Genomic DNA, 14,409 nt, shown 5'->3' with positions numbered 1-14,409 from the left:
CCCTTATTTCAGATGTTCCTCTTTTATTTTACATGTTTTTACATTATAGTACGTGAAATTATTGATTTCCTTCTTATCTACTTCCAATTCCTCACTTCATACAAAAAAGCGAAACCCCTTGCGAGAGTAAGAGTTTTCGCTTTTTATTTTGCTAGCATACCCTTTACAACAAGTTGCAATTTATACTTCAGTGTAGTCGCAACTTGTAGCTATTAATATGTATGCTATATTCCTCAAAATAATTACACCTTTCTTAGATTGCTTCTTTATTATTCTATGAACTTAATTGTAATTCATTCCAAATTTTTAGGAAGTTTTAAAAACTGAAACTTATGGACAAGCTGATGATAATAAATTTATATTTTCGAGGTGATTCCATTGAATTGGTTTTTTATTAATAAGCCTAGAAGTAAATTCGGGAAATTTTTAGATCATCATAAATTAACTCAAAAAGAAGTTTCAGAAATGAGTGGTCTGAGTAAATCTACTATTAGTCGTTTGTGTAAAGGTGATGCTTTCCATCCATCCTTTAAAAATGGTAAGAGAGTTCTTTTAGCTTTAAAAAAATTAACAAATAAAAATGTAGACTATAGTGATTTTTGGCTTTAGTCTCACCTTTTTATATAACATCCTGTAACAAATACGTCTGCACATACACATTATGTTTCAGCGCATAATTCATTAATTGCTTCTCCCTACGGTCAGAAATCGTACAAAAAATGATAATGGGCTTAATTTGTTTTTGCTTCTGATAAATGTTAGTTAAATAAGCATAATACTGTATTTTCTTTTCATTTACTTTCATATGCTGTAGCCGGTCTACCTCTACAAAGTGAGGAACATTGTCTTTTGTGAAAAATGCGTCTGGAACAATTGTTTTTTCTTCTCCTTGATAGCGCAGGGTGATGACTTGCTCTGTCTTCCAATCAGGAAAATCTAGCCACATCCATGCTTCATTTCGTAATAAACTATGTTCTAATTGATGCTTCTTTTTTCGTTCTTTTGCCTGTATGCCGAGTAGTGCCATCCCTTTTTTATTGAGGTAATACACATACTCTCGGTTGTGCGAAGTCACATGACAGTAGGAGCGTAAATCCTTCAGAATACGATTGGCATTCCGAATGCTACCTAGACAATGAATGGCTTGCAACTGTCGTCTAGACGCAAATTCCAATTTACTTAAACTCGATAAAATCTCGATTTGTCTCGCTTTTTGTTTCAGTTTTTGATGTTTCAATTTGTTTCACCACCTTATACTGTTTTAATGTATTCCACATTTCCTTATTGGACAGATAAGGCACTTGAATTTCTTCTACACGATCTGTTTTGAAAAGCGCTCGCCCTGGTATGGATGGAAGTTCTTCTAATCCACTTTCATCTATCGCCACCTGTGAAGCCACTACGGTCGGTAAGCGGAAGCCAATCTTCGCGTCACTATTTTGTTTAATCTGTCTTGGTAAGGTATCAGAAGTCGGGTATTGGGTGCAAAAAATTAGTCGAAACCCCAATGCTCCGCCAATCCTCGCTATTTCAGACAACATTTCTTGACACATATAGAGCATATCTCTCTTTTGTTTTGGCAATCCCTGTGTTGGACACAAGTTCGCTGATTCATCAACTATAATGAAATAGCGTTCTTTGATTGGTGTATCTACAATGTTGGTAAAATAAGATTCTTTCATGCGTACTACCTGTTCCACCATCTTTTCACGAATTCGTATCAACATATCGAATGCTTGCATGGGATTCTCCGCCACTTCTTCTAATTGCAATAAGTCCCTGTAGGGACTAAACTCTAAACCTTCTTTTAAGTCAATCACATAGAATTTTACATGATTGGGTTGCTGTAAAATTAAGCTGGTCATCATATTTTTGAGAAAAACTGTCTTGCCAAAACGAGTCATCCCACTCACGCACATATGCGGTGTTTTTTCAAAATCATGATATATCATACGGTCTAACGCTCTTCCAACAATGACGTTCCATGTCTTCTCTCGTAACAATTCGTTGGACCAATGCCATTTTTCAGGAATACATTGCTGGAATAATCGTATAAACAGCTCCCTTTTTTGAAAGGAAATCATTACGGGTTTATACAACCCTTCCTCTAATACTTGCGCTAACTTCTGTATGAGCTGACTCGGCACACCTAATGGCAGCCGATAGACAAACGTTGTACTAATATCATCATCTGTTTGTTTCAAAAATACGGGGTACTGCATTTCTCCTTTATGTTGTACACACACTTTCGTAATTTCAAAAAATGCTTTGATTTTCTTCTTATCGCTCATTTCTTTCCCCTTGTAAAAATACGCTACTGTTAAAAAAGTAACTGGGATCACCAAAAGTGAAAACATAAACTCCATACCTCCCTAGAGGTAGTTGGGGTTATATAGTACATAAGAAAGAAGTTGTTTCCATGCATTGCGACAGCTCCCTTCAACTACCCGATAAAATGCTAGCGTAGAAATACATCGAGCATATCACGTAGCACATACCACACCGTGCCAATTAACAAGCATTTGAGACCCGCACGTAGCACCCAATCGGGAAGGTGAAGCCCTTTTCTTTTCAACAATTTAATACTCATAACGGTTGCACCTGTCACGCCGTATACAACCCCTAATTCGCCTACAATGGTCATGTTATCGCCATCCTTTCGGTTGAATGGATAAATTCCCTTGGGAATCCTTAAACAACTGATAATCTTCTAATAATTCATTCCAAGAGACGGGATGTTCGTTTCCATATAAATTATCTTCAATCTTTTCACTCAAAGAATAGTACCCTCGATATTGCCGATCTAAATACACGTCATGACGGAGCATATGCCCTTGTATTGCAGTGATATCGTCTTCTTTTCTCGCACCCCTATACATTTCTTGTAAAGTTCGAGAAGAATAAAGATATGGTGTGCTGTACAACATCTGATATTTTCCCATGCATCCTCACCATCCATATAAAATTCTAGGTTCTTTAGATACATATGAGGGAGTAGAAGAAAACTAAAGTTGTACATAAAAATAAAATATCTCTACTTATTGTGAACAATTTGCGAATAAAAAAACTTGAGAAAATAACAATTATTCAGTCGATTCAATACGGTAGTATATTACAAAGAAGTTGGAGCGATTGGTACAACATGAATGACATAACATATTTCTAATTTCATCCTAATTAGATTTTGCAAACCGCCCACATCATTGGTAATTCATGGATATGCATATATACATAATCTTTTAGAATAACGTTTGCTATACTACTTATAACAGTTCCAAAAATCAAATACTTAATATTTGTCTTATTTATACATGTATCACTATGTTTTTTATTCATTTTTCATATTTTCCTTCAAATGATGTTAGGTTTTTATAGTTGTTTACAATTCAAAATACATAACTTTTTGTGCATTAGATTAAAGTTATCTTGAAAGGAGTGAACACAAATATTTTGAGGCTTAACTAATAATTCTAGAACCTCATCTCTATGTACAAAAGGCATATTAAGGTAAACGCAAAAACACAAAAACTTTCTCTGTGAAGGTTGATAAAGTTTCGATTTCCATTCCAAAACCTGATGATTTCTGCTATCATCGAGTATACGAATCTTAAGTGAGTGTTAATTCAGAAAATTCTAAAATAAAATTTATATTCTAAAAGAGGAGATACTAATGAAGTTAATACAACCTTCTTCTAACAGCCGATTAATAATACAATTAGAACATTGGTATTCATTAATTCGAAAACAACATGTAAAAGAAGCTGAAAAATACTACAATACCATTAACAGCTCTTTTGCCAAAACAGTCCCTTCAATAAATACGCTATACTTGTTATTTCATTATAGGTATTTAATACTATTAGAAGATTATGAAAATGATTTAGAAATAAACATCTCAGAATTTGATGGTGATTCTAAATTGAACTATTACTACCATTTCTTCAAATTCATACACCGTACAAATACTGGAGATTATCAACAAGCTCAACATTTCTTAAATAATGCTGAAGAATTACTTAAATGTACTAATGATGAATGCGAAATTGCAGAATTTAATTATCGTGTATCACTTTATTACTATTACTTAGCCGATCCAATTGCTTCAATTTACCATGCCAACCTTTGTATCAATTACTTTTCTAAACAAACAGATTATTCTACAAAATTAGCTGCTTGTGAGAATACTTTAGGGATGGCTTACATAACTTTAGAAAAATGGGAATTAGCTGAAAAATATTTGCACTCATCATTAAAAACATTTCAACAACTAAATGAAGGACAATTAGCACTAAAAGTACAATACAATTTGGGATTATTATATTCCGAACGAAATCAGCCTGAATCAGCAATTCAATATTTTTTACAATCTATTGAACATGATAAAGATTATAAAACTCTATTTTTATTAGCACGTGAATATTACAAGACTCAAAATATTTCACACGCATTAAACTATTTAAACATAGGTAAACAGTACACTAATGAAGAATACAAATATCACTATGATATTTTAATTGCCCTAATTGAAAATCGACCAATAGATGAGCTAGAAATTATAATAGTTACAGCAAATAAATATTTTGAAGAACAACAAATGTGGAAAGAAATTAAGACTTATAGTACAGAATTAGCCATCTGTTATTTAAAGGAAAAAAACTATTCAAAATCTAATGAATTTTTTTATAAGAGTTATTTAGTAAATAAACTATAATACATGGGGGCATTTCAATGAAAAAACTGAAAATAGTCTTGTTAACTACTATGAGCATTGGAGTAATTTGTGTGGGGGTATCTCAAGCAAACTTTAAGGAACTTGGAATGAGTAAAAAAGCAAATGTCATTTTAATTCAATATGAACATGGTAAGGGAATTTAAGAACAAAAAAAAAACGGTATAAACAATACCGTTTTTTATTTCGATTCAAAGCGAATGTCTCTCCCACCTTTTAAAATGTTCCTCTTATTATCAGATATTGGTTTCGCTTCGGGAAGCATTTCACCTGTTGAATGATTAATCCAGTTCGAACTGCTATTAATGCGCCATTCTTTATTTTCTTCTATCCACTCTATCCAAAACTCAATATCTACAGTTTGTCCGTATACATCAGCAGGCTTACTATATTTCACATATGTCGTGATTGTTTGACTAGGCTGATCAATTTGACTGTATTTGTCTAGTAGTTGATAAGTTTGTACCATACCTTGTTGTGTTGCCCCACGCCAATCTGCAAGATATGCATACTTCGGTAATACTTCTTCTTGTACACGCTTTGTTAAAAACTTCTGTTGGATCTCACGCACCACTTCATCAGAAATTTTCAACCCTTCCACACGTACATAGGGATCTAAATATTCTTTCGTGCGTTGCTCCACGACTTTTACATCATCAGCTATTAATTTCTTTTTTTGCTCTTTCTTTTGAGAGGTTTGTTGTACTTCCTGTTTTGCTACTTGTTCCGTAGGAGAGGAATCACCGCTTTTGGCTACGATGATTCCGACCATAACTCCCACTACAAGGAGTAAAACACCGATGACACTATATAACACCTTTGTCTGTTTCAAGCTATTCACCCTTTCCTTCTATAGTTCTAAACCTCTATGTTTCATTTTTTGCCTTCTGATTTCTTGTTGATGCTCATATTCTCTTTCTTTTGCTTCTTGCTGCATTTTTTGACGCGTGCGCTCCAGAATATCTGACACTTCCAGTAAGCCATCTAAACGATTTTCTTTTTCTTGGAATTGATGATACGACAACTTCAGTTCTTCCAACTCTGCTTGGCGTGCTTCCCCATTTTCTTTGACTAACTCTTGCTTGAGTTGTAGAACCTCTTTCGCTTTTTCAATGCGCTCCTGTACAGTCTGGTACTCTTCTATTAATTTTTGGTCTCGTAGTACTACTCGTTTCAAGGTATTCCCTTTTGTTTCTAACCCTTTTTTCGCTTCTTCCGCTTGCGCTAAAACTTGTTCTGCCCGTTGAACTTTTGCGATTTTTTGTACCACCGCAGACACCCGTGAAATATGTTGTTCTGTTATCATTTTTTGCGCAATCACTTTATCTTGTTTCTTTTGCAATTGTGCGTGACGATTCGTAAAATCATACACCGTACCACTTTCTTCATTCCATAATTTCATTTGAACCAATACTTGTCGCTCTTTTGGACTCAGTAAATGGCGATTCGTATACAAGTCTTTCAGCTCTGGATACGTTTCTCCTACATAGCGAATCGCTTGTTCTTCTAATACCTTTTTCGCTTGTTGGATTCGTGGCAATTGCACTTCCGCTATCCGTTCTTTTCGGAGCGCTTCTTTTTCTATTTTCTCTACATTCCACTTCATTCGTTGTAAGCCATATGCCATATGATTTACATCAATTCCTATTTGAGTGAACCATGTTTTTAATTCTCCCAATCTATATTGTTGAGAATTTGTTTTTCTCCACTTAGAAGAGAGTTCTTGATACTCACCTACTCGCTCAATCGCAAGTTCATACTCCATCTTTTTCGTTCTTGCTTCATTCAATATGACCTTAATTGGTGTATCCGTTACTTGTTCTTGCAACTGGTCAATAGCCACAGACACATTGTGATACGTTACTTCTTTCCGTAATACTTGTTTGGCTTCCTGTAGAATCTTTTCTTCTTTTTTCTGTACCGATAGTTTTATAGCGTAAGACATACTTTCTTCTTCTGTTACATCTCTTCCCATACTTTGTTTCCAGCTAAACCATGTACTCTTAATCGGGCTATTTTCCACTACACCTAATGACTGCATATACGATGCTGTTTTCGGATATTGTTTCAACTCTTGTTCGCATCGTTCTACTAAAATCTTACGAGCTTTCACTAACACTTTTGCTTGCTCAATAATGTGTTCCACACGTTCCGAACGTTTTTGTTTTTGTTCCGCCACTTTCCATTTATGAAGTTGCTTTCTACGCTTATCAATGGCATCAATGGTTACTTCTTTTCTGATAATTTTTTCCGCTTCTGATAGCACTTCATTTTCTTTCACTCTTTGCGCAATCATGCCCATAGAAAGTGAAGGCGATTGTTTCATTTCTTCTAACAATTGAATCGCAATTTCTGGGTGTTTTTCTTCCTTCCAATCACGAAGATATACGCTGTATCCTTGGCGAGAAAGATAGGACATCGCTTGCAATTCATACCTCTGAATGGCTTGCTTCGTATCCTCTCTTTGTGCTTCTAATATATTCATATTTGACACATAACGAGTATCCGAAATACGTCCATCATTCTGCTGTTTTTGCATACTCTTTTCCCAACGATCTAACAGGACTACATGTGATTGCAGGCGTTCATAAGTTACAGATTTCTTCATATGACTTTCAACCTTTTCCATAACCATGTCACGCTCGACCGCTTCTACAAGTGACACCATATCTTCTGTTTGCAATTCTTTCATTTTTTCATACATGCGAACCGAATATTCACCTTGTAATTCCATTGGTTGTTCTTGAATATATACGTGCAGATTTTTCTCTTCTAACTGTCGATAAGCGGATGTTTCAATTTTCTCTTTTAACCATGTATATGAATGTAATTTCTGTTTCGATTTACTATCTTGTAAACGTTCTTGTTGTTTCATAACAAGCTCGATTTTTTTATGAAGAGCGACATATCCTTTGACGGATATCTCTACTTTTGAAATCGAATCTGTTTCTTTCTTTTGTTGTTCTTTAACGACCGATTGTCTCTTTTCTTGTAAGAAAATGAGACGCTGATTATAGGCTTGCACACGACGATTATATTCTCCTGTTTCTGTACGAATCCCACGTTTCTCTAACTGATGTTCTTTATAACCGACATGCTTTGTTGGTAACAACTCAATTCCTCGTTCTTCGTAAGAACGATGGTCAATTCTCTCTTGTACATTTTCTTTTTCTAAAGATAAATTTGCATACTTCGCCCATGCTTCTCTCCATGCAAGTAGATTTTCTTTCTTATCCCAATCTCTATTTTTCTTTTTCACAAATCCATCCTGAGAAATCTCACGAGTTGTCAATAAAATATGAGCATGAGGATTATTTTTGTCATCTCGGTGAATGGCAACATCAGCAATCATTCCTTGTTGTACAAATGTATCATGTGTAAACGTTAAAATAAGTTCTCGTTGTTGTTCTTCTGACAATTCATTCGGGATTGCTACAACCACTTCTCTTGCTAAGCGACTGTTCCCTCTTTTCTCAAAACGTTCTACTTCATTCCATAAATCTTGACGACGAAAAACCCATGATGGCGCTTCAGAAGGTGCTAGGATATGCGTCTCAGGTGGCACGGTACGAGAGTAGTGTTTCGTTTCTTTTGTTCGTTCACAATACAATGACTCACCACTTCGATACGCAGCACTCGCTACTACATTTTGTTGTTTCTTTCTTGAAATTGTTTTTACCTTTAAATGATAGATCGCCATATCCTAGTTCACCTCCTCAAATTTGATACTTCCACTATACAAACCCCGTAGAGAACAACCGATGTATTTCGGTTGGTAAAACGTACAAACTGAAAATTTGTGTAAGTGCGCACTGTACGTTCCTTACAGTGAATATTTTACCATCTTTTCTTCTTTCTTTCTATAATTTCCCGAATTATTTTTATTGATTTTATTATCCACACAAATTATAATTGATGTACATAGTTTTTCTATCTACTGAAATTCAGGTGATAAAAATATGAAACATGAAACAGAGCTAAAAAAGATTGAACGAGAATTAGAGTATTTAAAAATCACAAAACGAGAATTGCAATTTCAAGATAAACAGCATGATAGAAAGAAACGAACGAAACGATTAATAGAAACAGGTGCATTATGCGAAAAATACTTCGATATGTATCACATGACAATTGAAGATCGAGAGGAAGTATTTAAAATATTTTCTAATTATATTCAAGCGAATACACCTAATCGTTTTCATAAAAAAGAAAATACTTAGTAGGTTAACAAAGTAATTTATAAAAGGTGGTAGATTACATGAATAATAAAACCGAAGAAAAACTAAAAGCACTTCTAGAAAAAGAAGAACAACTCAAAAAAACAAAACAAGAATTAAAAAGAAAAATGAAACTTGAAGAAAAGAAAAAAAGAGAGAAGCTGTGTAAAGATACTGGTGAACTAACAGAAAAATATTTCAATATTGAGCATCTATCTATCGAAGAACGAGAAGTATTATTTGAATCAATTTCTATTCGTGTTAATGAAAAAATCGAGAATTTATTTCCTGGCGTACAGCAAATAAACAACATTTCATCTGAAGATGAAAATAACAGAATTGTTACTAATCATTCTTCTGTAGCTCTATAGGCCTTTTAAAGTAACTATACTCATACAAAAGGAGATTATTATTTTTATGCATCTGACAACGTACGTTGCGTTAAATATGTTTGATAGTACACTTTCATTCATCCAAGCAAGTAACCTAGAACAAGCTTGTGAAAATCTGAAACTTTCTTCATTTGACTTGCAAAAGACGTGGAGAATACACGCTATATCTTGTTATAGCAAAAAAGATGCAATGATGATATCAGCTCACAATAAATCCGACAATAATTATGTTCGTTATCTCATTATGAGTAAGAGAAAATGGGATGAAGAAAAAGGTAAATTTCAAACTGTATTTAGAGAGATACCTTATCACAATAAGTGATGAAATCCTCTCTTCATTTTTAAATTTTTTTGTGAAAGAAGGACTTCACTTGATTCAAATAAAAAGTTCCCTATTGAAACGTGATGTTCAATGAAGCATTGTATGAAATGCAATAATATAGTTGAACACCTAAGTTATAGTACGTTACATAAAATCAAAAAATCCGCCGCTGAGTTCAAGCATTCGGATAAAGAAGAAATGCACAAAATTAAAATCTCCGCACTTCAGTTTTCCAACAAAAAAATTTGTAAACATTGCTATTTAGAAGATTTAGCATACCTCACAACAATTATGCGAATAAAAGCAATACAACAAGAAAAATCCCTGTCTTAGAATTTCGTTTCTACGAACAGGGATTTTTTACTGCCATTATTTTTTGGGACTCATTTGTTTTTTCTTCATTTGTTCTTGATTCCATTCAAAGGTGATATCTTTAATTTCCTTCAAATCTAATTTCTCTGCTGGAATAATATCCATTACAGAACCCTCGAACAAACAATGTGTCTTTTCTTCTGTTTGAACAAAAATTGTATAGGTATCTCTCCCATCTATAATTCCCTTTAACGATTTTCCACCTGCATTACGAAATCCAATTCTATATACATTTCATCTCTCCCTTTCTATTGTACAAAATGCTAAAAATTAATTATCAATTCCCGAAAATTATCATCTTGAACTAATCGCCAAATATTGTACTCTCATCAACGTCATCCAAATAAGCATTAGCTTTTTGTTTCTCTTCAATTGACTCTGATTCTTGTTGTGCTTTTACTTTCTCGCTCATATCCACTTTCTCAATATGCATTTCTTCTTTCTCGACTTTTTGTTCCTTTACTTCAGCAATTGGAACATTCTTGTTTTGATGAATTTTTTTTATATTCGCGTTTTCTAGCAACGCTGAAATGTCTTGATAAAACTTTTCCTTCATGAACAGATCTCTTTGCATTTTCTTCGATACTTCATAATCTGTTACATCATCTATTCCGTACTGATCTACAAAATGTAAAACTAACGTAATTAACGATTCAGATAGATTCGTTTGTGTATTGAGCCAATCATAAAATTTGGGATTTGTCTCTTTTTTAAAATTCCAATTGTATTGTTCTCTCTGTTTCTGTTTACTCATTTCTTAGCCACCTTAGAAGCCAATTTCTTACTTAAAATCTCCATACCTCTAACATTCATTTCTGTTGCATAAGTTGGTGAAATCCACAGTAATTGCATATCATTTACTTCACAAAACTCAAATGCTTTTTTATACAAATCTTCTTTTAGCGCAATGCTTCCTCCTCCGTAAACCGCGAGAACTTCAGCTTGGCTAGCTGTTTTATAAACATATGCTTTTTCGATATCATCATAAATCCCTTGAGCTTGCATATAACGAGTTTCTTCTAAAAATTCTACAGCCTTATCATGTTTTTTATCATTAGGATCAGTAACTAATTCACTGAATTGTTGACGATTGATATCTACGCCACCCTCATATTCTTCTTGCAACAATTTAATCGCTCCCTCAATCGCATGGCCAATTCCTCTTTTTTCTCCCCAACAAGCGTCTGGAACAGGGTTTAACCCCTTAGAGAAAATGTATTCAGAGGTACCATCTCCAATATCAGCGTGCAGAATTTTTTTGTTTTTAAAATATTCACCATTTACTTCTTCTTCTAGCATTAGATTAGCTTTTCTCTTTTTAACCTCTTTACCATTTTCTTTACTATCTTTTTCTTTTTTATACAACTTATTAAAGTCATCAAACATATCTTGATTTCCTTCGAAGATGGCATATAAAGCCGGAATACCTTCGCGAGTTACTTTTACAGTTTCAAATTCGATTTGTACTGTTACTTTTTCTTCACCCACATACACGATCACAATATGCACATTTTCTTTAAAACGACTTTCTAGAAAACGCGCTTTCTTCCCTTCATATTCAGAAGCTGGAATTGCTAATATTAGTGATGCAGGTACCTCTATACTTTTTGGTAATTCTCCTACTTCTTCATAAATCGTTTGAACCGCTTTAGTTGCCATAACAGATAGAACATTAACCACTGGTATATCTCGTTTATATTTATCTCCTAATTCAATATCAAGGGCATCAGGCTTACCGTTTGAGTGTGCAGCACGATATCCTACATAGAATTTTCCATCACGTTCAATTGCATCACTCGTTACATGAACACAAATCTCATTCATTAAGTTAGTTACGCTTTGTTTTAAACTTCCTTCTTTATTTGTCACGCGGCCAAATACACGCTTATTTACATCTGGTAATTTGATTACCTTTCCACCATTAATCACCATTTTCAATTCACTATTTCCGATATCAGCGACTGTTCTCATTATCATATTCAAAGACCACCCTTTTCATATATTTTTTATACGTTTTTTATATCTTAATTATATTATAAACCGCCCACCTTTAGAATTCAATACAATAAATATTCATTTTATATGATTTTTATATATTTTTTGTATAAAAATTATTATACATTTAAGCAAGGAGAATCCCATATACACTTTTTTGTTTATTTTTATATACAATTTATATATTAAATATATAAATTGTATATAAATAGAGCGCATAAAAAACTTAAATAGGGATTGTATATAAATAAGATATATAATTAGTGTATTTTTTATATAATTAAAATGTATTTTCTCTACATTTTAACAAATTAGACTTATAAGATAATCGCAAACCAAAGGGGGATCTGAAATTATGAATTTAATGAATCGTAATAAAATCGGTGTTGTTGGCTTTTCTACATTTGTAAACAGAAGTTTTGAACATAATGATATTATTCAGATGTATTGGGATAAAAAAATGTGCTCATTTACATGAGGATTGTATAGTTTCAGAAGATGCCAGCCTGATTGTCGATACTGTACCAGCAAATAATGAATATGGTTATGAACTTAGATTATTAGCAGTATGGAATAATGCACAACGTAAATTTCATTATGAGTATGATGATGTTGGGATGGAAGCGGAATATATGGGGTTAGTTGTCGGTTTAGAGGGAACATCTGATACAGATACATCGGATATATGCCCTAGTTGTTCAAAGGGGAATTTAATACCAATGTATGATGAACACCCTAATTGGATAAAATTTTGTCGTTATTGTGATTTTAGAACGGATAATTCAGAATACAGCCCTTTACCTTACTAATTAAAAAGGAAACTCTAAGCTATATTTTGAGTTTCCTTTTTTTAAAATCATCGGTCCCCACAATCAAACAGTGGTGGAATACACATTGTATCTGTCCATGGTACCGGACTGAGCGTTCTTTGCGCGGGAGGATAAGGAATGGACGGATTCACCTATCCCAAACGCTTGAACCTATGCAAATAGGTTTGAAGGTCTTCCAAACCTGTTTGCCTGGCTAGCGCCGAGCGAGTCCCTTCCAATCTTGGAAGGGGTTGGGGATGGTTGGCTTACTTCCAGAATTGCCACCATCGCTTCTTTTTTTTCTTTTTTTGTTTAGCATCTAATACTTCTCGCAGTGTTTGCAGCAACAATTCATCTCGTTTTTTTATGCTTTCATCGACATATTTCCGCAATTCCTCCATTTCTTTCCTGATCCTTGCTATCTCATCTACTGTGTCAATTGGTGAAGAGGTGTCCTGAGGTTGTTTCATTTGTTTGTCCACTGTGTCCTCACTATTGTTTGAACTGTTTACAACGTTGTAAACACATTCAGTAATTGTCCCAAAACCTTGTTCATGTAATTCCATCATTTGTTTAAATAGCTCTACATCACGGGTTGAATACAATATTCGGCCATTCTTTTTCTGGAATGTATGGCCCAAACGTCTGAAATGCGCCGTGTATGTCCGCAATGTGCTTTGGGGTATGTTTAGCTTGTTTACAACGTCCGAACAGTTTAATGGACGTTGTAATGAGATTACTTGACTCATACAATCAACTCCTAATTAAAGTTTTAAAGATTAAGTGAGTTGCTGTAGCAATTCTATGTGGTATATGAAACCCCTTGTGTATCCCTAAAACTAGTCAAGTTTCCCTAAAAGTTTTAATTCTATTTATGAGGTTTGTCAGAATCTCCTATGAATCTTAAATGTATTAAAGAATAGAGTCTTTATTAATTTTTTCACTTTATATGTATAAAAACATTTATTAAGTAATAATTTCAATAATTATATAAAAGGTTCAATTATTATATAAAAAATACAAATACTATATAGGCGAAAAGAAAAGCCTGAAAGCCCTTGTGGCTCTAAGGGTAGGTTAATTGTCTGACAAAATTGAATCGAAATACTAACTTATCCATAAATACAACAACAAACTATCCAGTTTCACACAAGTTTTATAAAAATGTATTAAGGTATGTACAATTTAATTAATAAATTACTAACAATTTCACAAGTATTTAGACGTAATTTAGTATATGGAAGTACAAAAAAACAGTAGGGGAAGGAAAATCAAACCTACTGTTTTTTTGAATTATAGGGTAATAGAAAGATTGTCTATTTTATTTCAACATGACAAATAGCCCTGTCCTTAGTGATTTTTTTGAACAAGGCTCATAATCTATTCATTTTTAAAATTTAAGTAAGTCTGAATGCATCAGGTACATCAATATCATGAGAAATGAGTTCCAGTACAAGTGTATGACGCGTATCATCGTCTAAATATCGTTCCGCCCATGGAATAAACGATTCACGCAGTTTTGCTCGGATCATGCCACCAATTGATTTTATTTTTTCTCCAAGTACTAAGAAAC

The 14,409-nt window shown here is 33.7% G+C and carries 16 protein-coding genes; 7 read left to right on the top strand and 9 right to left on the bottom strand.

Annotated features, from left to right (window positions below; all coding sequences use genetic code 11):
- Window positions 1-378 precede the first annotated feature (378 nt).
- Window positions 379-609, top strand: a complete 231-nt coding sequence (locus MHH55_RS33185) for a helix-turn-helix domain-containing protein (RefSeq protein ID WP_016099630.1) — start codon at window positions 379-381, stop codon at window positions 607-609.
- A 10-nt stretch (window positions 610-619) separates the two neighbouring features.
- Here MHH55_RS33185 and MHH55_RS33180 read toward each other — a convergent pair whose 3' ends face one another.
- From MHH55_RS33180 to MHH55_RS33165, 4 genes are all read right to left on the bottom strand, one after another.
- Window positions 620-1,237: a replication-relaxation family protein gene (locus MHH55_RS33180; RefSeq protein ID WP_078187429.1), complete on the bottom strand. Its 618-nt coding sequence runs from the start codon at window positions 1,235-1,237 to the stop codon at window positions 620-622.
- Window positions 1,176-2,357 carry an FtsK/SpoIIIE domain-containing protein gene (locus tag MHH55_RS33175; RefSeq protein WP_078187428.1) on the bottom strand — a complete coding sequence of 394 codons (1,182 nt, stop codon included), beginning with the start codon at window positions 2,355-2,357 and terminating at the stop codon, window positions 1,176-1,178. Before MHH55_RS33175 ends, MHH55_RS33180 begins: the two co-directional genes overlap by 62 nt.
- Before the next feature lie 101 nt (window positions 2,358-2,458).
- Window positions 2,459-2,644, bottom strand: a complete 186-nt coding sequence (locus MHH55_RS33170; RefSeq protein WP_006920341.1) for a hypothetical protein — start codon at window positions 2,642-2,644, stop codon at window positions 2,459-2,461.
- Between the two features lies 1 nt (window position 2,645).
- Window positions 2,646-2,942 (bottom strand): hypothetical protein, encoded by a 297-nt coding sequence (locus tag MHH55_RS33165; protein ID WP_078187427.1) that lies wholly within the window; start codon window positions 2,940-2,942, stop codon window positions 2,646-2,648.
- Window positions 2,943-3,670: 728 nt separating this feature from the next.
- On the opposite strand from MHH55_RS33165, the gene MHH55_RS33160 reads away from it, so the two are divergent.
- Window positions 3,671-4,711, top strand: coding sequence for a tetratricopeptide repeat protein (locus MHH55_RS33160; protein ID WP_078187425.1), 1,041 nt, complete (start codon window positions 3,671-3,673; stop codon window positions 4,709-4,711).
- Window positions 4,712-4,728: 17 nt separating this feature from the next.
- A complete protein-coding gene (locus MHH55_RS33155; RefSeq protein WP_176116643.1) occupies window positions 4,729-4,875 on the top strand; it encodes a hypothetical protein in 147 nt (48 codons plus the stop codon).
- A 35-nt stretch (window positions 4,876-4,910) separates the two neighbouring features.
- On the opposite strand, the gene MHH55_RS33150 is transcribed toward MHH55_RS33155, so the two are convergent.
- Window positions 4,911-5,570: a hypothetical protein gene (locus MHH55_RS33150; RefSeq protein ID WP_078187424.1), complete on the bottom strand. Its 660-nt coding sequence runs from the start codon at window positions 5,568-5,570 to the stop codon at window positions 4,911-4,913.
- Window positions 5,571-5,579: 9 nt separating this feature from the next.
- On the bottom strand, window positions 5,580-8,429 hold the full coding sequence (mobQ, locus tag MHH55_RS33145) for a MobQ family relaxase (RefSeq protein WP_078187423.1): 2,850 nt from the start codon (window positions 8,427-8,429) through the stop codon (window positions 5,580-5,582).
- Window positions 8,430-8,688: 259 nt separating this feature from the next.
- Here mobQ and MHH55_RS33140 point away from each other — a divergent pair, with 259 nt between their 5' ends.
- From MHH55_RS33140 to MHH55_RS33130, 3 genes are read left to right on the top strand one after another with little or no spacing between them, the layout of a single operon-like run.
- A complete protein-coding gene (locus MHH55_RS33140) occupies window positions 8,689-8,949 on the top strand; it encodes a hypothetical protein (RefSeq protein ID WP_078187422.1) in 261 nt (86 codons plus the stop codon).
- A 38-nt stretch (window positions 8,950-8,987) separates the two neighbouring features.
- The gene (locus MHH55_RS33135) at window positions 8,988-9,317 is read left to right on the top strand and encodes a restriction endonuclease (RefSeq protein ID WP_078187420.1); all 330 of its coding nucleotides are present in this window, start codon (window positions 8,988-8,990) and stop codon (window positions 9,315-9,317) included.
- A 46-nt stretch (window positions 9,318-9,363) separates the two neighbouring features.
- A complete protein-coding gene (locus tag MHH55_RS33130; RefSeq protein WP_078187419.1) occupies window positions 9,364-9,660 on the top strand; it encodes a hypothetical protein in 297 nt (98 codons plus the stop codon).
- Between the two features lie 676 nt (window positions 9,661-10,336).
- On the opposite strand, the gene MHH55_RS33125 is transcribed toward MHH55_RS33130, so the two are convergent.
- Both MHH55_RS33125 and MHH55_RS33120 read right to left on the bottom strand, forming a co-directional pair.
- Window positions 10,337-10,786 (bottom strand): hypothetical protein, encoded by a 450-nt coding sequence (locus tag MHH55_RS33125; protein ID WP_078187417.1) that lies wholly within the window; start codon window positions 10,784-10,786, stop codon window positions 10,337-10,339.
- A complete protein-coding gene (locus tag MHH55_RS33120; RefSeq protein WP_078187416.1) occupies window positions 10,783-12,009 on the bottom strand; it encodes a ParM/StbA family protein in 1,227 nt (408 codons plus the stop codon). Before MHH55_RS33120 ends, MHH55_RS33125 begins: the two co-directional genes overlap by 4 nt.
- 446 nt (window positions 12,010-12,455) lie before the next feature.
- Here MHH55_RS33120 and MHH55_RS33115 point away from each other — a divergent pair, with 446 nt between their 5' ends.
- Window positions 12,456-12,836, top strand: coding sequence for a hypothetical protein (locus tag MHH55_RS33115; protein WP_254849769.1), 381 nt, complete (start codon window positions 12,456-12,458; stop codon window positions 12,834-12,836).
- Window positions 12,837-13,102: 266 nt separating this feature from the next.
- On the opposite strand, the gene MHH55_RS33110 is transcribed toward MHH55_RS33115, so the two are convergent.
- On the bottom strand, window positions 13,103-13,585 hold the full coding sequence (locus MHH55_RS33110) for a MerR family transcriptional regulator (protein WP_078187415.1): 483 nt from the start codon (window positions 13,583-13,585) through the stop codon (window positions 13,103-13,105).
- Window positions 13,586-14,409: the final 824 nt, after the last annotated feature.

Source organism: Bacillus sp. FSL K6-2944 (genome assembly GCF_038005385.1).
GTDB lineage: Bacteria > Bacillota > Bacilli > Bacillales > Bacillaceae_G > Bacillus_A > Bacillus_A cereus.
This window is presented reverse-complemented; position numbering and strand designations above follow the sequence as displayed.